This is a genomic window from Staphylococcus sp. SA22 (genome assembly GCF_054165785.1).
The window spans coordinates 33,739-52,052 of sequence record NZ_JBSZQY010000003.1 but is presented as its reverse complement, the minus strand read 5'-3'; the positions used below and the strand labels follow the sequence as shown (position 1 = coordinate 52,052).

Annotated in this window: 18 protein-coding genes; 9 read left to right on the top strand and 9 right to left on the bottom strand. The window is 35.7% G+C overall.

Translation table 11 applies throughout. The features are described 5' to 3' along the window. Positions 1-48: 48 nt before the first annotated feature. Together ACXQH5_RS04095 and ACXQH5_RS04090 are read right to left on the bottom strand one after the other, a co-directional pair. A complete protein-coding gene (locus tag ACXQH5_RS04095) occupies positions 49-1,581 on the bottom strand; it encodes a sodium:solute symporter family protein (protein ID WP_000665720.1) in 1,533 nt (510 codons plus the stop codon). Between the two features lie 39 nt (positions 1,582-1,620). After that, complete coding sequence (locus ACXQH5_RS04090) at positions 1,621-2,502, bottom strand: N-acetylneuraminate lyase (RefSeq protein ID WP_001030734.1); 882 nt, start codon at positions 2,500-2,502, stop codon at positions 1,621-1,623. A gap of 158 nt (positions 2,503-2,660) precedes the next feature. Here ACXQH5_RS04090 and ACXQH5_RS04085 point away from each other — a divergent pair, with 158 nt between their 5' ends. Then, on the top strand, positions 2,661-3,521 hold the full coding sequence (locus tag ACXQH5_RS04085) for an ROK family protein (RefSeq protein ID WP_000291439.1): 861 nt from the start codon (positions 2,661-2,663) through the stop codon (positions 3,519-3,521). A 276-nt stretch (positions 3,522-3,797) separates the two neighbouring features. Here the strand turns inward: ACXQH5_RS04085 and rpiRa are convergent, their stop codons facing one another. Beyond that, complete coding sequence (gene rpiRa, locus ACXQH5_RS04080) at positions 3,798-4,598, bottom strand: pentose phosphate pathway transcriptional regulator RpiRA (RefSeq protein WP_000667382.1); 801 nt, start codon at positions 4,596-4,598, stop codon at positions 3,798-3,800. A gap of 139 nt (positions 4,599-4,737) precedes the next feature. Between rpiRa and ACXQH5_RS04075 the strand changes: the two genes are divergently transcribed. Further along, positions 4,738-5,406 carry an N-acetylmannosamine-6-phosphate 2-epimerase gene (locus tag ACXQH5_RS04075; RefSeq protein WP_000936725.1) on the top strand — a complete coding sequence of 223 codons (669 nt, stop codon included), beginning with the start codon at positions 4,738-4,740 and terminating at the stop codon, positions 5,404-5,406. Between the two features lie 125 nt (positions 5,407-5,531). Here ACXQH5_RS04075 and ACXQH5_RS04070 read toward each other — a convergent pair whose 3' ends face one another. Beyond that, positions 5,532-6,845 (bottom strand): YjiH family protein, encoded by a 1,314-nt coding sequence (locus tag ACXQH5_RS04070; RefSeq protein WP_001077708.1) that lies wholly within the window; start codon positions 6,843-6,845, stop codon positions 5,532-5,534. Between the two features lie 416 nt (positions 6,846-7,261). On the opposite strand from ACXQH5_RS04070, the gene lip2 reads away from it, so the two are divergent. Continuing rightward, entirely contained in the window at positions 7,262-9,337 is a 2,076-nt protein-coding gene (gene lip2, locus ACXQH5_RS04065; RefSeq protein WP_000943804.1) for a YSIRK domain-containing triacylglycerol lipase Lip2/Geh, read from the top strand. A 241-nt stretch (positions 9,338-9,578) separates the two neighbouring features. On the opposite strand, the gene ACXQH5_RS04060 is transcribed toward lip2, so the two are convergent. Both ACXQH5_RS04060 and ACXQH5_RS04055 read right to left on the bottom strand, forming a co-directional pair. Next, entirely contained in the window at positions 9,579-10,406 is an 828-nt protein-coding gene (locus ACXQH5_RS04060; RefSeq protein WP_057504541.1) for an alpha/beta hydrolase, read from the bottom strand. Between the two features lie 72 nt (positions 10,407-10,478). Further along, the gene (locus ACXQH5_RS04055) at positions 10,479-11,678 is read right to left on the bottom strand and encodes an NADH-dependent flavin oxidoreductase (RefSeq protein ID WP_000286478.1); all 1,200 of its coding nucleotides are present in this window, start codon (positions 11,676-11,678) and stop codon (positions 10,479-10,481) included. A 95-nt stretch (positions 11,679-11,773) separates the two neighbouring features. Between ACXQH5_RS04055 and ACXQH5_RS04050 the strand changes: the two genes are divergently transcribed. From ACXQH5_RS04050 to ACXQH5_RS04025, 6 genes are all read left to right on the top strand, one after another. Beyond that, positions 11,774-11,860, top strand: a complete 87-nt coding sequence (locus ACXQH5_RS04050; RefSeq protein WP_031844969.1) for a hypothetical protein — start codon at positions 11,774-11,776, stop codon at positions 11,858-11,860. A 113-nt stretch (positions 11,861-11,973) separates the two neighbouring features. Further along, a complete protein-coding gene (locus ACXQH5_RS04045) occupies positions 11,974-12,975 on the top strand; it encodes an LLM class flavin-dependent oxidoreductase (RefSeq protein WP_000240072.1) in 1,002 nt (333 codons plus the stop codon). Between the two features lie 33 nt (positions 12,976-13,008). Then, the gene (locus ACXQH5_RS04040; protein ID WP_000731878.1) at positions 13,009-13,341 is read left to right on the top strand and encodes a glycine cleavage system protein H; all 333 of its coding nucleotides are present in this window, start codon (positions 13,009-13,011) and stop codon (positions 13,339-13,341) included. Next, positions 13,342-14,142, top strand: coding sequence for a protein-ADP-ribose hydrolase (locus ACXQH5_RS04035; protein ID WP_000449065.1), 801 nt, complete (start codon positions 13,342-13,344; stop codon positions 14,140-14,142). After that, a complete protein-coding gene (locus ACXQH5_RS04030; protein WP_001191930.1) occupies positions 14,132-15,076 on the top strand; it encodes an SIR2 family NAD-dependent protein deacylase in 945 nt (314 codons plus the stop codon). The genes ACXQH5_RS04035 and ACXQH5_RS04030 overlap by 11 nt, the downstream gene beginning before the upstream one ends. Beyond that, entirely contained in the window at positions 15,054-16,076 is a 1,023-nt protein-coding gene (locus tag ACXQH5_RS04025; RefSeq protein WP_000280816.1) for a lipoate--protein ligase, read from the top strand. The genes ACXQH5_RS04030 and ACXQH5_RS04025 overlap by 23 nt, the downstream gene beginning before the upstream one ends. A gap of 143 nt (positions 16,077-16,219) precedes the next feature. Here the strand turns inward: ACXQH5_RS04025 and ACXQH5_RS04020 are convergent, their stop codons facing one another. From ACXQH5_RS04020 to ACXQH5_RS04010, 3 genes are read right to left on the bottom strand one after another with little or no spacing between them, the layout of a single operon-like run. After that, a complete protein-coding gene (locus ACXQH5_RS04020; RefSeq protein WP_001147991.1) occupies positions 16,220-17,566 on the bottom strand; it encodes a PTS ascorbate transporter subunit IIC in 1,347 nt (448 codons plus the stop codon). Positions 17,567-17,580: 14 nt separating this feature from the next. Then, entirely contained in the window at positions 17,581-17,865 is a 285-nt protein-coding gene (locus ACXQH5_RS04015; RefSeq protein ID WP_000699540.1) for a PTS sugar transporter subunit IIB, read from the bottom strand. Between the two features lies 1 nt (position 17,866). Further along, the gene (locus ACXQH5_RS04010) at positions 17,867-18,310 is read right to left on the bottom strand and encodes a PTS sugar transporter subunit IIA (protein ID WP_000050762.1); all 444 of its coding nucleotides are present in this window, start codon (positions 18,308-18,310) and stop codon (positions 17,867-17,869) included. Between the last annotated feature and the right edge of the window lie 4 nt (positions 18,311-18,314).

Genomic DNA, 18,314 nt, shown 5'->3' with positions numbered 1-18,314 from the left:
GGCGCAACAGCGCATCATAACTTGGTGATGGGGTTTTATCATAACAGTCTACTTTTTCGTAGCCGTTTTTGAAATGTATGTTGATGGTTTATCTTTTTCAAAAATTGTTAATCCCGTTATATCTTTTTTATGTTTTGAAGGGACAATGAAGCTAAGTATATAAGCAAAGACAAAAGCAACTGTAAATGAAATGGTAGATACATAGAAAGGTGAGTTACCTTTGCCAACACCATTATAGACGTAAGCAAAGATGATACCCAATATTAATCCACAAATAACACCGAATGTATTCGTACGTTTAGTGAAAATACCAACTGCAAATACACCAGCCAATGGAACGCCGAATAATCCAGTTACAAACAAGAATAAATCCCATAGGTCATTTGAATTAGAAGCAATTAAGTATAGTGACATTCCAAAACCGAAAATACCTGCAATGATGATAATGAAACGTGCAAAGTTAACTTCGTGTCGCTCGCTACCTTTTCCGAAGAAGCGTTGCTTAATGTCGATTGAAATACAAGCAGATATAGAATTTAAACTAGATGAAATGGTAGACTGTGCAGCGGCGAAAATGGCTGCAATAAGTAATCCTGCTACAAATGGTGGCATCTCAGTCAAAATGAAATATGGCACTACAGATGATGTATTGAAGCCTTTTGGTAAAACAGCTTCATGTGCATAAAATGAATACAGCATTGTACCCATACCATAAAATAAGGGTGCTGAAATTAAAGCTAGGATACCATTTGTCCATAACGATTTATTTGTTTCTTTTAAACTATCAGAAGCTTGATAACGCTGCACGACGTCTTGACTCGCTGTGTATTGATACAAATTGTTGAAAATATTTCCTAGGAAAATAATTGGAATGGCAGCTGCTGCAGTATTTAGTTTCCAATTGTCTGCACTAATTAATTTTTTGTGCTCAATCGCATCTGCAAAGACAGTGCCAAAACCGCCTTTGATATTCATAACACCAAGAATGATGATAACTAAAGCGCCGCCTAATAAAATGACGCCTTGAATGAAATCACTCCAAACCACACCTTCGAATCCACCTAAAAATGTATATAAAATACATAGTAAACCAACGAGTGATGCAACGATATAAGGATTCATGTCTGATACAGATGTAATCGCTAATGTTGGTAAGTAGATAACGATTGCTACACGCCCTAGATGATAAACTACAAATAGTAAAGAGCCAATGACACGAATGCTAGGTCCGAAACGTGCTTCTAGATATTCATATGCAGATGTTACCTTTAACTTTTTAAAGAATGGAACATAGAAATAAATGAGTAATGGAATAATTGCTACGATAGCGATGTTACCTGCAATATATGACCAATCTGTTAAAAATGCTTTCTCTGGTGTAGACATAAACGTAATTGCACTTAATGTAGTGGCATAAATTGAAAACCCAACTACCCAAGATGGCAAGCGACCACTTGCGGTAAAGAAACTATTCGTACTTTGGCTCGCGCGCTTGGTAAAATAAACGCCAATGAACAACATAGCTAGTAGATAAATGATAACGGCAACCCAGTTCAGTGTGCCAAATCCAACTTCTTTCATGGACAACATCCCCTTTACAATGTATTGATTCTTTGATGTCTATAAATCGTATTTTGCAATGAGTTGATCTAATGTTTGTCGATGTGCTTCGTTAAAAGGTTTGAATGGACGTTTCGGTAATCCTGCATCAATGCCACGGTGACGTAGTATTTCTTTCAATGTTGGATAAATACCCGTTGATAACACTGTTTCGATGATGTCGTTTGAATCATGTTGTAGTTGGTAAGCTTCTTGAATTTGACCTTGTCTTGCTAAGTCGAAGATTTTTCTAGCGCGGCGACCATTAACGTTATATGTAGAACCAATTGCACCATCTACGCCAGAAATCGTAGCTTGAACTAACATTTCATCAAAGCCAGATAAGATTAATTTGTCTGGGAATGCTTTTCTAATACGTTCGAGTAGGAAGAAGTTCGGCGCTGTATATTTAACACCAACAATTTTTTCGTGATTAAAAAGCTCCCTGAATTGTTCAATAGAAATATTCACACCTGTTAAATCTGGTATTGCATAAATAATCATATTGTTCTGTGTTGCTTCGATAATATCGAAATAGTAATCTCTAATTTCTTCAAAAGTAAATGGATAGTAGAATGGTGTTACGGCAGAAAGTGCATCATAACCGAGTTCTGTGGCATATTTTCCGAGTTCAATGGCTTCATTTAAATCTAACGAACCTACTTGAGCAATCAATTTTACCTTATCCCCAACTGCCTCTTTGGCAACCTTGAAAACTTGCTTCTTCTGTTCTGTATTTAATAAAAAGTTTTCGCCTGAGCTACCATTTACATAAAGACCGTCTAATTCTTCAGTTTCAATGGCATTTTGAGCAATTTGTTTAAGTCCTTGTTCATTTACTTGACCATTTTCATCAAAAGGAACGAGTAACGCTGCATATAAACCTTTTAAATCTTTGTTCATTATGAAGTCCCTCCAAAAAATCATTTGATAATATAGTTTACAGCTATAATTGTAAACGCTATCATAAAATGTAACAATATCTTTTTGAAAATTGTAGTCATATTTATGTATAATTAATGAAAATATTTTTCAAAATCAATAGAAATGGAGTGAGTAAGGTGTATTACATCGCAATCGATATTGGAGGCACTCAAATTAAATCGGCAGTTATTGATAAGCAATTGAATATGTTTGACTATCAACAAATACCAACGCCGGACAATAAAAGTGAGCTTATTACTGACAAAGTATATGAGATTGTAACAGGATATATGAAGCAATATCAGTTAATCCAACCTGTCATAGGTATTTCATCAGCAGGCGTTGTTGATGAACAAAAAGGCGAAATTGTATACGCAGGGCCAACCATTCCGAATTATAAAGGTACTAATTTTAAGCGATTATTAAAATCCCTGTCTCCTTATGTCAAAGTAAAAAATGATGTGAACGCTGCATTACTAGGCGAATTGAAATTACATCAATATCAAGCAGAACGGATCTTTTGTATGACGCTTGGTACAGGCATTGGGGGTGCGTACAAAAATAATCAAGGACATATTGATAATGGTGAACTTCATAAGGCAAATGAAGTTGGGTATTTATTGTATCGTCCAACTGAAAATACAACGTTTGAGCAACGTGCTGCAACGAGTGCATTGAAAAAGCGCATGATTGACGGAGGATTTACGAGAAGCACACATGTGCCAGTATTGTTTGAAGCAGCTGAAGAAGGTGATGATATTGCAAAACAAATATTGAATGAGTGGGCAGAAGATGTAGCAGAAGGGATTGCCCAAATACAAGTCATGTATGATCCAGGGCTTATATTAATTGGTGGCGGTATATCTGAACAAGGAGACAATCTCATTAAATATATCGAGCCGAAAGTTGCACACTATTTACCAAAAGACTATGTTTATGCACCGATACAAACGACTAAGAGTAAAAATGATGCAGCATTATATGGCTGTTTGCAATGATGGTTGAAAGAAGGAGTCATTCTAAAATAGAATTTGAAACCGATACGAGAGATGAGAGCAGTTGTTAGTTCCACACATCACACTCTATCTAGGACCAATCTAAACTATATCAACCAACAGTGTGCCACGGGCATATTAAATTGAAGACGCTTGAACGTATAGATTTCAAAAATGTAAAAAAGTATTTGGTATTGAAATTAAAAAAGCACCTAGCAACTTGTTGGGACAATCACGATGATTGTTTACAGTTGCAGGTGGATTTGAATATACTACTAGTTATTTGTTGTCTAGGATAATAGATTTAGTATGTTGATAAGTTTGACTCAGATTTGTATTTTCTAATAAATGATAACTCACGATATCGATTAAAAAGAGTGTCGCAATTTGTGTGTTGATAAATTGATGGTCGGTATTACGCGATTGATCCGTTGTTAAAAGTACTAAATCTGCACAATCTGTAAGTTTACTACCTTCGAAATTTGTGATGGCAACGACATATGCACCATGAGATTTGGCGACTTCCGCTGCTGAAATTAATTCCGAAGTATTACCACTATTTGACATAGCAATAAACATGTCCGAATGAGATAGTAGAGATGCCGATATTTTCATTAAATGTGAATCGGTAGTAACATTACCTTTTAGCCCCATACGAATCATACGATAATAAAATTCAGTCGCTGATAAACCAGAGCTACCTAGTCCAGCAAAGAGTATATGTCGACTTGATTGAAGTTTGTCGATAAAGGTTTGGATAATGTCGTTATCAATAAATTCACCAGTTTGTTGAATGATTTGTTGATGATATTTATGAATTCTTTGAATGATTGGGCTATTTTCAATAACTGTCTCTGTCATTTCTTGTTGAATATTAAATTTTAAATCTTGGAAATTCTCATAATCCAGCTTATGACTAAAGCGTGTCATCGTTGCTGGTGATGTACCAATCGCATGGGCTAAGGAGTTAATCGTTGAAAAGGCATCGCTATAACCATTTTGTCTTATATAATTGACGATGCGTTTATCAGTTTTTGTAAATAAATGTTGATAACGTTGAACACGATTCTCAAATTTCATTGTGTCACCCCTTCATCTTAATGATTACTATTATATATGAAAAATATTTTCAAGATAGTAAAAAGCATTGATAAAAATTATCTTAATGATATATTGTAAATGACTTTACGTGAAAAAACGACTTATGGAGTGAGGAATAATGTTACCACATGGATTAATAGTATCTTGTCAGGCACTACCAGATGAACCATTACATTCATCTTTTATTATGTCGAAAATGGCATTAGCTGCGTATGAAGGTGGTGCTGTTGGTATTCGCGCAAATACTAAGGAAGACATTTTAGCAATTAAAGAAACGGTAGATTTACCAGTTATTGGCATTGTGAAACGTGACTATGATCACTCAGATGTTTTCATTACTGCAACGTCAAAAGAAGTTGATGAACTGATAGAAAGCCAATGTGAAGTCATTGCATTGGATGCAACGTTACAGCAACGTCCGAAAGAAACGTTAGACGAATTAGTGACATATATTAGAACACATGCACCTAACGTTGAAATCATGGCTGATATCGCGACCGTTGAAGAAGCTAAAAATGCGGCACGACTTGGCTTTGATTATATTGGCACGACGTTACATGGTTATACTAGTTATACGCAAGGACAATTACTTTATCAAAATGACTTCCAATTTCTAAAAGATGTACTACAAAGTGTTGATGCAAAAGTTATTGCGGAAGGTAATGTCATTACACCGGATATGTATAAACGCGTGATGGACTTAGGCGTTCATTGTTCAGTCGTTGGTGGTGCGATAACACGACCAAAAGAAATTACGAAACGTTTTGTTCAAGTTATGGAAGATTAAATGATAACGATAAAAAACGAGATGACCATCATTAATTAAAGGTACCTAATTATCTTAGGTGGCTCAATGAATGTAATGGGTTCATCTCGTTTTGTTTGTTTATGATAGTGATTTTATTTTCAACTTTATCCAAAAATGAGTAAAGCGACGGGGATAGTGATTAATAGCGACAATGCCACGCGTAAAAACCAAATGATGATGAGTTTCCAGACAGGTATTTTAATTTCAGTTGCTAGTATACATGGCACTAATGCTGAGAAAAAGATAATGGCTGATACGCTTACTACACCGACGACAAATTTAGTACTCATTGCAGCTTTAGTTACTAACAAAGATGGTAAAAACATTTCTACAATAGAAATCGCTGAAGCTTTTGCAAGTACAGCCTGATCAGCAATTGGGAAAATATAAATAAATGGATAGAATATATAGCCAAGCCAATCAATGAATGGTGTATAGTTCGCTACAATCAGTCCTAAAAAACCAATCGATAATATAGAGGGCAAAATACCAACAGTCATTTCTAAACCGTCTTTCAAATTGTCCCAAACGTTCTTCACGAGGGATGGCGTTAATGCATTTTGTTTCATCGCCTCTGCATATGCAGTTTTCAGTCTGCTTCCTTCAATAGCAACTTCTTGTTCTCCTTCTTGTCCGTTATAATATTCTGTTGATTCATTGGTGATTGGCGGTAGCCATGCAGTAATTGCAGTCACGACAAATGTGATGACTAAAGTTATCCAAAAGTATAAATTCCAATGCGGCATTAATCCTAAAGTTTTAGCAACGATAATCATAAAAGTTGCTGAAACTGTTGAAAAGCCAGTCGCAATAATCGTGGCTTCTCTTTTGTTGTACATCCCTTGCTTATAGACACGATTAGTAATCAATAATCCTAAGGAATAACTGCCGACAAACGAAGCCACTGCATCGACAGCGGATTTTCCTGGTGTTTTAAAAATAGGTCTCATAATAGGCTCCATATAAACACCGACAAATTCTAATAAGCCATAGCCTACTAATAAAGAAAGCGCAATTGCACCTACTGGAATTAAGATACTTAATGGCATCATTAATTTTTCAAACAAAAACGGACCATAGTTAGCTTTAAATAGTATTGATGGACCGATTTTAAATACATACATTATACCGATTATTGCACCTGCAACTTTAAATAATGTAATGACCAAGTTTGTGATTGAAGTCATAAAAGTACGTCTCACTATTGGTAACGCTGTACCAATTAAAATCATAATCAGTGCAACATATGGCATAAGTGGACCTATGATTGAGCGAATGGCTAGATGAACATGATCGACGAAAATAGTGTTGTTACCATTAATCGTAAAAGGAATAAAGAAACATAGTATACCCACTAAACTATAGACAAAAAAACGCCATGCACTTGGTTGTTGTGCATTAGAATGATATTGATTCATTAAAGCAACCCCTTTGTTTAAATGAATACACAAAACTGTATGATGCATCTTCCCCTTAATGAGATGAATCATTATTTTAATTTAGAAAAATCTGAAAACTTAATATAATTGTATAGTTTGAATTATTTTCAGACCAATACAAATTAACTAATTATATATAGATTGAAACTATATAGCTTAATAAAATATTTATCTTAAATGTTGTTGTGTTGATTCAACGTCACAATTAAAGTGTTTATAAATTATTTGAGGATACAGATATTTGTAAATAATTAGTATCGATTTAATATCGTATTATTAAATTTTTATTAATTTTGTAGTCTTAATCAAAAAATAATATATGTCATGTTATATTGAAGGTGCAGTTGTTTTTCATTCTCAAGAGGGGGTCAAAAAAATACTTTTGAGGTGATTATATGTTACGAGGACAAGAAGAAAGAAAGTATAGTATTAGAAAGTATTCAATAGGCGTGGTGTCAGTGTTAGCGGCTACAATGTTTATTGTTTCATCACATGAAGCACAAGCCTCGGAAAAAACACTAACGTCTAATGCAGCGGCACAAAAAGAAACACTAAATCAACCGGGAGAACAAGGGAACGCGATAACGTCACATCAAATGCAGTCAGGAAAGCAATTAGACGATATGCATAAAGAGAATGGTAAAAGTGGAACAGTGACAGAAGGTAAAGATACGCTTCAATCATCGAAGCATCAATCAACACAAAATAGTAAAACAAGCAGAACGCAAAATGATAATCAAGTAAAGCAAGATTCTGAACGACAAGGTTCTAAACAGTCACATCAAAATAATGCGACTAACAAAACTGAACGCCAAAATGATCAGGTTCAAAATACCCATCATGCTGAACGTAATGGATCACAATCGACAACGTCACAATCGAATGATGTTGATAAATCACAACCATCCATTCCGGCACAAAAGGTAATACCAAATCATGATAAAGCAGCACCAACTTCAACAACACCCCCATCTAATGATAAAACTGCACCTAAATCAACAAAAGCACAAGATGCAACCACGGACAAACATCCAAATCAACAAGATACACATCAACCGGCGCATCAAATCATAGATGCAAAGCAAGATGATACTGTTCGCCAAAGTGAACAGAAACCACAAGTTGGCGATTTAAGTAAACATATCGATGGTCAAAATTCCCCGGAGAAACCGACAGATAAAAATACTGATAATAAACAACTAATCAAAGATGCGCTTCAAGCGCCTAAAACACGTTCGACTACAAATGCAGCAGCAGATGCTAAAAAGATTCGACCACTTAAAGCGAATCAAGTACAACCACTTAACAAATATCCAGTTGTTTTTGTACATGGATTTTTAGGATTAGTAGGCGATAATGCACCTGCTTTATACCCAAATTATTGGGGTGGGAATAAATTTAAAGTTATCGAAGAATTGAGAAAGCAAGGCTATAATGTACATCAAGCAAGTGTTAGTGCATTTGGTAGCAACTATGATCGTGCTGTAGAACTTTATTATTACATCAAAGGTGGTCGCGTAGATTATGGTGCAGCACATGCAGCTAAATACGGACATGAGCGCTATGGTAAGACATATAAAGGAATCATGCCTAATTGGGAACCTGGTAAAAAGGTACATCTTGTAGGGCATAGTATGGGTGGTCAAACAATTCGTTTAATGGAAGAGTTTTTAAGAAATGGTAACAAAGAAGAAATTGCCTATCATAAAGCGCATGGTGGAGAAATATCACCATTATTCACTGGTGGTCATAACAATATGGTTGCATCAATCACAACATTAGCAACACCACATAATGGTTCACAAGCAGCTGATAAGTTTGGAAATACAGAAGCTGTTAGAAAAATCATGTTCGCTTTAAATCGATTTATGGGTAATAAGTATTCGAATATCGATTTAGGATTAACGCAATGGGGCTTTAAACAATTACCAAATGAGAGTTACATTGACTATATAAAACGCGTTAGTAAAAGCAAAATTTGGACATCAGACGACAATGCTGCCTATGATTTAACGTTAGATGGCTCTGCAAAATTGAACAACATGACAAGTATGAATCCAAATATTACGTACACGACTTATACAGGTGTATCATCTCATACTGGTCCATTAGGATATGAAAATCCTGATTTAGGTACATTTTTCTTAATGGATACAACGAGTAGAATTATTGGTCATGATGCAAGAGAAGAATGGCGTAAAAATGATGGTGTCGTACCAGTGATTTCGTCATTACATCCGTCCAATCAACCATTTGTTAATGTTACGAATGATGAACCTGCCACACGAAGAGGTATCTGGCAAGTTAAACCAATCATACAAGGATGGGATCATGTCGATTTTATCGGTGTAGATTTCCTAGATTTCAAGCGTAAAGGTGCAGAACTCGCCAACTTCTATACAGGTATTATAAATGACTTGTTGCGTGTTGAAGCAACTGAAGGTAAAGGTACACAATTGAAAGCAAGTTAAATTCATTTTCGTAATTTAATATGCTATGCATTTCGTGCTACTAACATGGCACAGCAGATATAAGTAACATCACAGTGTTGAATTTAAAAATAGTAAAGTGAAATAAAGCGCCTGTCTCATTAGCGAAAACTAAAGGGACAGGCGTATCTGTTTATGAGCTTAATAAATTGTATGAATAATATGGTTGATTGAATAACTGTTTATCATGATGATAAATTGAGTTTTTAAAAATAATGGTATATTACGCCATTGTTATAGCGTTTAAGAAATCAACAACTTTACGATAAATAGCGATTGCTTCGTCATTAGGTCTACGATCAAAATCATGCTCGTTTTTATTCACGCGTTCAAATGTTGAATGTGGAACATGATTCATGATATGTTCGCTTTCCTCAACGGGAACATCATAATCGCCATTACAATGCGCAACGAAAACAGGTGGAAGTGTTTTAAGTTCATTTGGTGAGATGTTGTATTTTGAATCGGTATAATCAGCAATATTAATCATATTTATCCATTTGCCTGTGCCACGTGCATAAACGTAGATTAAAAAACGTTGTGCGATTTGATCTTGAACAACCGGTGTTGGTGAAGTGAGTTGTGCAATCATTGTTTCGTTTACGCTTTGAGCTATTTTAGCGTAATAGCTATTTGCCATTTTAAAAGGTTCAGTGTTGATGCAACTATAACCATAAAAATCAATAACACCATCAATATCTCTGTCTCGTGCAATTAATAGACTTAAATATGTACCTGATGATCTGCCAAAGGTAAAAATAGGGCAATTAGAATATTGTGATTGAATCGCATCGAATGATGCGTAGACATCCTCAATAATGCAATCGAGACTTACTTCTGGTAATAAACGATAACTTAGTTGAATTAAATCGTAATGTTCTGTAAGGATATCGATATACTGTGGAGATAAATCGTTAGCTTTACCGAACATTAATCCACCACCGTGGATGTAGACAATAGCGCCTTTTGTTGGTTGATTTTTTGCTTTAATAATTGTGTAAGGTAATGCAAATGCATCTTTAGTAATTACTTTATCTTTAATTTCAGTCACGACTATACAGACTCCTTATTTTTGAAATTGATGTCATTATAACACTGTATTAAATTTCCATGAAAAATAGTCTTAAGACGATGAGTCATGATAATTCTGTTCCAATTGACGTAAAGCGTCACGGGTATGCTTCTTTAGACTTTCCCCATAATCCATCATTTTAACAATATCTTTAAAAGCAGCATGTGGAATGGCTAAATCTTCTAAATCTGCCATAGAAAATTCAAGATTGATATCATGTGGCCGCTGTTCAGCAAGTTTATGCACAAAGTCAGGTTCTGTGACAAAAGGCGAAGACATGCCGACCATATCTGCATGTTGTAAAGCATCTAAAGCAGACTCTGGAGAATTAATCCCGCCACTTGCAATTAAAGGGATACGACCTGCTAAATGTTCATAGACAATTTGGTTAACTGGCCGACCGAAATGTTCACCTGGTGTACGAGACGTATTTTGATAAATATGTCGACCCCAGCTAGCGATTGCTAAATATTGGATGTTTGAAACGTCCATGACCCAATCGATTAATTGATTGAACTCGTCAATGGTATATCCTAAATCACTACCTCTGGTTTCTTCTGGCGTTGCTCGAAATCCTAAAATAAAATTGTCAGGTGCTTCTTTATCAATCACTTCTTGTACCGCACGCATAACTTCTAAACATAATTTTGCACGATTTTTTAATGAGTCGGCACCGTAATGGTCTGTACGTTTATTCGAAAAAGTTGAGAAAAATGTTTGAATCAGCAAACGTTGTGCAATCGAAATTTCCACACCATCAAAACCTGCTTTAATCGCGCGTAATGTAGCATCACGATACTGCTGAATGATGCTATTGATTTTCTCTTGAGACATGGCGATAACATCGTGTTCAATCGGTGAATGCAACGTCATAGGGCTTGGTCCATACACCTTTCCAAAATTTAAAATTGCTTGATTTGAAAAACGACCAGCATGCGCTAGCTGAATAATAGCGAGGCTACTATGTTGTTTCATCGTAGATGCCATGTTAGTTAATCCAGGGATACAAGCATCATGATCAATATTAAAGCCGTATTCAAACAATTGACCATAAGGTTCAATGTAAGCAGCGCCGGTGACTTGCATACCAGCTGAATTAGAGCGACGTGCAGCATAAGCCAAGTCTGCTTTTGTAATATAGCCTTCTTTTGTTGATGCGTTTACGGTCATTGGTGATAATACAAAGCGATTCGAAATTTTGATGCCATTAGGTAAGTGGATTGATTGTAAAAGTGGTTTGTATCGGTACATACTATGATTCCTTTTCTATTCAATATTGTTTTCAAAGTACCATGGAAAGACTGAATAATCAATGATGAACAGTCTTGATAGAATAGAATTGGTACATGGAAAGCATTTTTAAAATTAAACTAATGAATGGCATTTGTAGGTCTGAAAATATGAAAAAGAAAAATAAAAGCGAAAAGATATAAAAGTTAATTGAAAAACGTTATCATATACGTGGGTATATGAAGAGGGAATGGTATTAAGAACGTTAAAATGTTATGTCGGTTTGACATGACAGGATAAGTTTGGAGATGACGGATTGGTTAAATTAAGCGTATTAGACTATGCCTTAATAGATGAAGGTAAGGATGCACAAAAGGCATTGCAAGATTCAGTGACACTTGCAAAATTAGCAGATCGACTTGGCTTTAAGCGAATTTGGTTTACGGAACATCATAATGTACCAGCGTTTGCGTGTAGTAGTCCAGAACTTTTGATGATGCATACATTGGCGCAGACAAATCACATACGAGTTGGCTCTGGTGGTGTGATGTTGCCGCACTATCGACCTTATAAAATTGCTGAGTATTTTAGAATGATGACAGCGTTATATCCAAATCGTATTGATTTAGGTATTGGTAATAATCCAGGTACTACTATGGTAAAGCAAGCTTTAGATGGAATAAATCCTACATATGATAGTTACGATGAATCGATTTCGTTATTACGTGATTATCTTACAATAAAGGATAAACCAAGTGCGCATACGTTAGGTGTCCAACCACACATTGATCATTTTCCAGAAATGTGGTTATTAAGTAGTAGCGCAACATCTGCCAAAATAGCGGCCGAACTAGGTATAGGGCTTTCTGTTGGAACATTTTTGCTACCAGATATAAATGCGATACATGCAGCGAAGGATAACATTGATATTTACAAAAAATATTTCCAAGCATCAACGATTAAAATGGGCGCAAAGGTGATGGCATCTGTATTTGTCATTGTAGCTGATAACGAAGCGGAAGTAGCAGCATTGCAACATGCCTTAGATGTTTGGTTATTAGGTAAATTACAATTTGCAGAATTTGAACATTTTCCTTCAGTAGACACAGCGCAAAAGTATAAGCTTAATGATCGAGACAAAGAGATGATTCAAGCACATCAAGCACGCATCATTGCAGGCACACAAGAACAGGTTAAAGCACAATTAGATGATTTCATTGCTACGTTTGAAGTTGATGAGGTGTTAGTAGCACCGCTTATTCCAGGCATTGAACAGCGTTGTAAAACATTAAAATTACTCGCGGAAATCTATTTGTAGCATTTTAAATAGAAGAGAAAGGATGAAGATAAGATGAAAAAGTTAGCCAATTATTTATGGGTAGAAAAAGTAGGAGATTTGTATGTGTTTAGTATGACACCTGAATTGCAAGATGATATTGGGACAGTAGGTTATGTTGAATTCGTGAGTCCAGATGAAGTTAAAGTGGATGATGAAATTGTGAGTATCGAAGCATCGAAAACGGTCATTGATGTGCAAACGCCATTGTCAGGAACGATTATTGAGCGAAATACAAAAGCGGAAGAAGAACCGACAATTTTAAACTCTGAAAAACCAGAAGAAAATTGGTTGTTCAAATTGGATGATGTCGATAAAGAAGCATTCCTAGCATTACCGGAGGCTTAAATGGAAACGTTAAAATCAAATAAAGCGAGACTTGAATATTTAATCAATGATATGCGTCGAGAGAGAAATGACAATGACGTATTGGTAATGCCATCTTCATTTGAAGATTTGTGGGAATTATATCGAGGTTTAGCAAATGTCAGACCGGCATTACCTGTAAGTGATGAATATTTAGCTGTACAAGATGCTCTGTTAAATGATTTGAATCGTCAACATGTTACGGATTTGAAAGATTTGAAGCCGATAAAAGGTGACAATATCTTTGTTTGGCAAGGTGATATCACGACGTTAAAAATCGATGCTATTGTTAATGCTGCAAATAGTCGTTTTCTAGGATGTATGCAAGCTAATCATGACTGCATTGATAATATTATTCATACAAAAGCGGGTGTTCAAGTTCGACTTGATTGTGCAGAGATTATTCGACAACAAGGGCGCAATGAAGCTGTAGGTAAAGCCAAAATAACACGTGGATATAATTTGCCAGCAAAGTATATAATTCATACGGTTGGTCCGCAAATACGTCGATTGCCTGTTTCAAAGATGAATCAGGACTTGTTAGCTAAATGCTATTTGAGCTGTCTTAAGCTTGCTGATCAACATAGTTTAAATCATGTCGCTTTTTGCTGTATATCTACAGGTGTATTTGCTTTTCCTCAAGATGAAGCAGCAGAAATTGCTATTCGAACAGTAGAAAGCTATCTCAAAGAAACAAATTCAACATTGAAAGTCGTGTTCAATGTATTTACAGATAAGGATTTACAACTGTATAAGGAGGCATTTAACCGTGATGCAGAGTAGTAAATGGAATGCAATGTCTCTTTTAATAGATGACAAGACAAAGCAGGCTGAAGTATTGCGTACTGCGATTGATGAAGCAGATGCGATAGTGATTGGAATTGGTGCAGGCATGTCTGCATCTGACGGATTTACATATGTAGGAGAGCGTTTTACGGAAAATTTCCCAGATTTTATTGAAAAATATCGCTTCTTTGATATGTTGCAAGCGAGTTTACATCCTTATGGCAGTTGGCAAGAGTATTGGGCATTTGAGAGTCGTTTTATTACATTAAACTATTTAGATCAACCTGTAGGTCAGTCTTATCTCGCATTAAAATCTTTAGTGGAAGGTAAACAGTACCATATCATAACTACGAATGCAGACAATGCTTTCGATGCTGCTGAATATGATATGACTCATGTATTTCATATACAAGGGGAGTATATACTGCAACAGTGTAGTCAGCATTGTCATGCTCAAACGTATCGCAATGATGATTTAATTCGTAAAATGGTTGTTGCGCAACAAGATATGCTTATACCTTGGGAGATGATTCCAAGATGTCCAAAATGTGATGCCCCAATGGAAGTGAATAAACGTAAAGCGGAAGTTGGCATGGTTGAAGATGCTGAATTTCATGCGCAACTACAACGTTATAATGCTTTTCTAGAGCAACATCAAGATGATAAAGTGTTGTATTTGGAAATTGGAATTGGTTATACTACACCACAATTTGTGAAGCATCCTTTTCAGCGTATGACACGTAAAAATGAAAATGCCCTTTATATGACGATGAATAAAAAGGCATATCGCATTCCGAGTTCAATTCAAGAACGTACCATACATTTGACTGATGATATCTCAACATTGATTACAGCAGCACTCCGGAACGACAGCACAACGAAAAATAACAACATTGGAGAGACAGAAGATGTACTTAATAGAACCGATTAGGAATGGAGAATATATTACTGATGGTGCGATTGCACTCGCTATGCAAGTTTATGTTAACCAGAATATCTTTTTAGATGAAGATATTTTATTTCCTTATTATTGTGATCCAAAAGTGGAAATTGGACGTTTTCAAAATACTGCTATAGAAGTGAATCAAGATTATATAGATAAACATAGTATTCAAGTAGTTCGCCGAGATACTGGTGGTGGCGCTGTGTATGTTGATAAAGGTGCCGTTAATATGTGTTGTATTTTAGAACAAGACACTTCAATTTATGGTGATTTTCAACGATTTTATCAACCAGCTATAAAAGCGTTGCATACATTAGGTGCAACAGATGTGATACAAAGCGGTAGAAATGATTTAACCTTGAATGGTAAAAAAGTGTCAGGCGCCGCAATGACATTAATGAACAATCGTATTTATGGCGGTTATTCGCTATTACTTGATGTTAATTATGAAGCAATGGATAAAGTGTTAAAGCCTAATCGCAAAAAGATTGCATCGAAAGGGATTAAATCTGTGCGTGCACGTGTTGGTCATCTTAGAGAAGCACTGGATGAAAAGTATCGGGATATAACCATTGAAGAATTTAAAAATTTAATGGTGACGCAGATTTTGGGAATCGATGACATTAAAGAGGCGAAACGATACGAATTATCTGATGCAGATTGGGAATCGATTGAAGAATTGGCGAGTAAAAAGTATAAAAATTGGGATTGGAATTATGGGAAGTCACCTAAATATGAATATAATCGAAGTGAAAGATTATCATCAGGTACTGTAGATATTACCATTTCTGTTGAACAAAATCGTATTGCAGATTGTAGAATTTTTGGTGATTTCTTTGGACAAGGTGATATAAAAGATGTGGAACAAGCATTACAAGGAACAAAAATGACAAGAGAAGATTTAACGCATCAGTTAAAGCAATTAGACATCGTTTATTATTTTGGTAATGTTACGGTTGAATCATTGGTTGAGATGATTTTAAGTTAATATTGTTTAGGCGTTAATGTCGCACCCTCGTTAAACATTATTTAATATAATACAAAAACACCGTCCATAAGTAAGTGGCTTTCCTCTTGATAAAAGGGGCATTCACTCAATATGTGACGGTGTTTTATATTTTTACGTTAACACTATTGCTGTGGCTTTTGACGACCTTTTAATAAAATTGCTGTTGCACCTACGATAATAATAAATAGAATCGCACCAAATAATCCCATATATTTTACTGCGTTACCGAACACGATACCGACAGCTAAAAAGTCTGTATCTGAGAATGTTGTTGCAGCACCACCTAATTCACCTAAAAATGGCAAGAATAATAATGGTAAAAACGTTATTAGGATACCATTTAGAGCGGCACCAGCAACAGCACCTTTAATACCGCCTCTTGCATTACCGAATACAGCAGCCGTTGCACCTAAGAAGAAGTGTGCAACTACGCCAGGTAAAATGACGACGCCACCAAATAAGAATAAGATAAACATACCAATGACACCTGTAATAAAGCTGACAAAGAATCCAATTAGTACTGCATTTTGTGCATAAGGGAACACAATAGGGCAGTCTAATGCAGGTTTAGAATTTGGTACAAGCTTTTCAGAAATTCCTTTAAATGCTGGGACGATTTCAGCTAAGATTAAGCGAACGCCTGTTAAAATAATAAATACACCAGCAGCAAATGTCACGCCTTGAATTAATGAAAAGACAATAAAGTTTTGACCATTACTAATAGATTCGTGTACATAACTAACGCCCGCAAATAAGCATGCGATGAAGTAAAGTAATGCCATCGTAATCGAGATACTAATTGTACTTTCTCGTAAGAAACTTAAGCCTTTTGGAAATTTAATCTCTTCCGTTGATTTAGACTTACCTTTGAATAATTGACCTACAGCACCTGCGGCAAAGTAACTGATTGAGCCGAAATGACCTAACGCTACTTGATCATTCCCTGTAATTTTTCGCATCGTAGGTTGGAGTAATGAAGGTAAGACTGCCATGATTAATCCTAATACGAGTGCGCCGATAACAATCGTTAGCCAGCCTTTAATATGACTGACTGTTAAAATGATTGCTAAAAACGCAGCCATGTAAAATGTATGATGACCTGTTAAAAAGATATATTTTAAATTAGTGAAGCGGGCAATTAAAATATTAACAATCATGCCACAGACCATGATGAGTGCAGCTGTTGTTCCAAAATCTTTTAAGGCTAGTGAGACGATAGCTTCGTTATTAGGTACGATACCTTGCACACCGAATGCGTGTTGGAATATTTTGCCGAATGGCTCAAGAGATCGAACGACGACATCAGCACCTGCACTTAAAATTAAGAAGCCTAATATCGTTTTAATGGTTCCTGAAGTGATTGTTGCGGCAGGTTTTTTCTGAACGATTAAACCTATAAAGGCAATCAGTGCAACAAGAATGGCTGGTTGACTTAAAATATCGACTATAAAATTAAGGATTGCTTGCATAGGTCGTACCTCCTTTAAATCATGTTAAGTTGTTGTAATTTTTCTGCGAGCTTTTGTTGTAATTCAGCTTTGTCTAAAATATTATCAAGAACTAAGACATCCCCTAGACGTCCGGCATTTTCAGCTAAATCTCTACCACAAATAAACAAGTCAGCCATCTCTTGACTTGCTGTCATAATGTCACTATGTTCAACTTCGATATCAGATGGTGCATTAAGTTGCCTAAGCGCTTCTTGTGCATTCATTTCTACCATAAAACTACTTCCTAAACCGTGGCCACATACTACTAAAATTTTCATATTAATCATGCTCCTTTAAAATATTTTTAATGTCTTGTGCGTTTGTTGCAGTTAATAGCTGCTGGACTGTTTGGTTATCGCCCAGTACGGTTGCTAAATTTTGTAATACAGATAAGTGTGAATGATTGTCGATGGCACTCAATACAAAAATGAGTGATGCGTAGTGATCTTCATCACAAAATGCCACATGTTGGTTCAACTTTAATAGACTTAAACCAACTTGATGTACGTCATTGTTCGGTCTTGCATGTGCAATTGCAATTTCAGGTGCGATAACGATATAAGGTCCAAGTTCATTAACGCTATCAATCATTGCTTGAACATAGCCTTGTTCAATAATTTGTTCTTGTAGTAATGGCTGAGAAGCTATAGTTATAGCTTCAGTCCAATCATTTACTTGTTCTTTTACAATGATGCGTGTTGTTGACAAAATGTCTAATGACACGTTA

What these genes read in the sequence shown, in the direction of transcription:
- ACXQH5_RS04095 (WP_000665720.1), bottom strand. Translation starts at nt 1,581, where the DNA reads ATGAAAGAAGTTGGATTTGGCACACTGAACTGGGTTGCCGTTATCATT.
- ACXQH5_RS04090 (WP_001030734.1), bottom strand. Translation starts at nt 2,502, where the DNA reads ATGAACAAAGATTTAAAAGGTTTATATGCAGCGTTACTCGTTCCTTTT.
- rpiRa (WP_000667382.1), bottom strand. Translation starts at nt 4,598, where the DNA reads ATGAAATTTGAGAATCGTGTTCAACGTTATCAACATTTATTTACAAAA.
- ACXQH5_RS04075 (WP_000936725.1), top strand. Translation starts at nt 4,738, where the DNA reads ATGTTACCACATGGATTAATAGTATCTTGTCAGGCACTACCAGATGAA.
- ACXQH5_RS04070 (WP_001077708.1), bottom strand. Translation starts at nt 6,845, where the DNA reads ATGAATCAATATCATTCTAATGCACAACAACCAAGTGCATGGCGTTTT.
- lip2 (WP_000943804.1), top strand. Translation starts at nt 7,262, where the DNA reads ATGTTACGAGGACAAGAAGAAAGAAAGTATAGTATTAGAAAGTATTCA.
- ACXQH5_RS04055 (WP_000286478.1), bottom strand. Translation starts at nt 11,678, where the DNA reads ATGTACCGATACAAACCACTTTTACAATCAATCCACTTACCTAATGGC.
- ACXQH5_RS04050 (WP_031844969.1), top strand. Translation starts at nt 11,774, where the DNA reads ATGGAAAGCATTTTTAAAATTAAACTAATGAATGGCATTTGTAGGTCT.
- ACXQH5_RS04040 (WP_000731878.1), top strand. Translation starts at nt 13,009, where the DNA reads ATGAAAAAGTTAGCCAATTATTTATGGGTAGAAAAAGTAGGAGATTTG.
- ACXQH5_RS04035 (WP_000449065.1), top strand. Translation starts at nt 13,342, where the DNA reads ATGGAAACGTTAAAATCAAATAAAGCGAGACTTGAATATTTAATCAAT.
- ACXQH5_RS04030 (WP_001191930.1), top strand. Translation starts at nt 14,132, where the DNA reads ATGCAGAGTAGTAAATGGAATGCAATGTCTCTTTTAATAGATGACAAG.
- ACXQH5_RS04025 (WP_000280816.1), top strand. Translation starts at nt 15,054, where the DNA reads ATGTACTTAATAGAACCGATTAGGAATGGAGAATATATTACTGATGGT.
- ACXQH5_RS04020 (WP_001147991.1), bottom strand. Translation starts at nt 17,566, where the DNA reads ATGCAAGCAATCCTTAATTTTATAGTCGATATTTTAAGTCAACCAGCC.
- ACXQH5_RS04015 (WP_000699540.1), bottom strand. Translation starts at nt 17,865, where the DNA reads ATGAAAATTTTAGTAGTATGTGGCCACGGTTTAGGAAGTAGTTTTATG.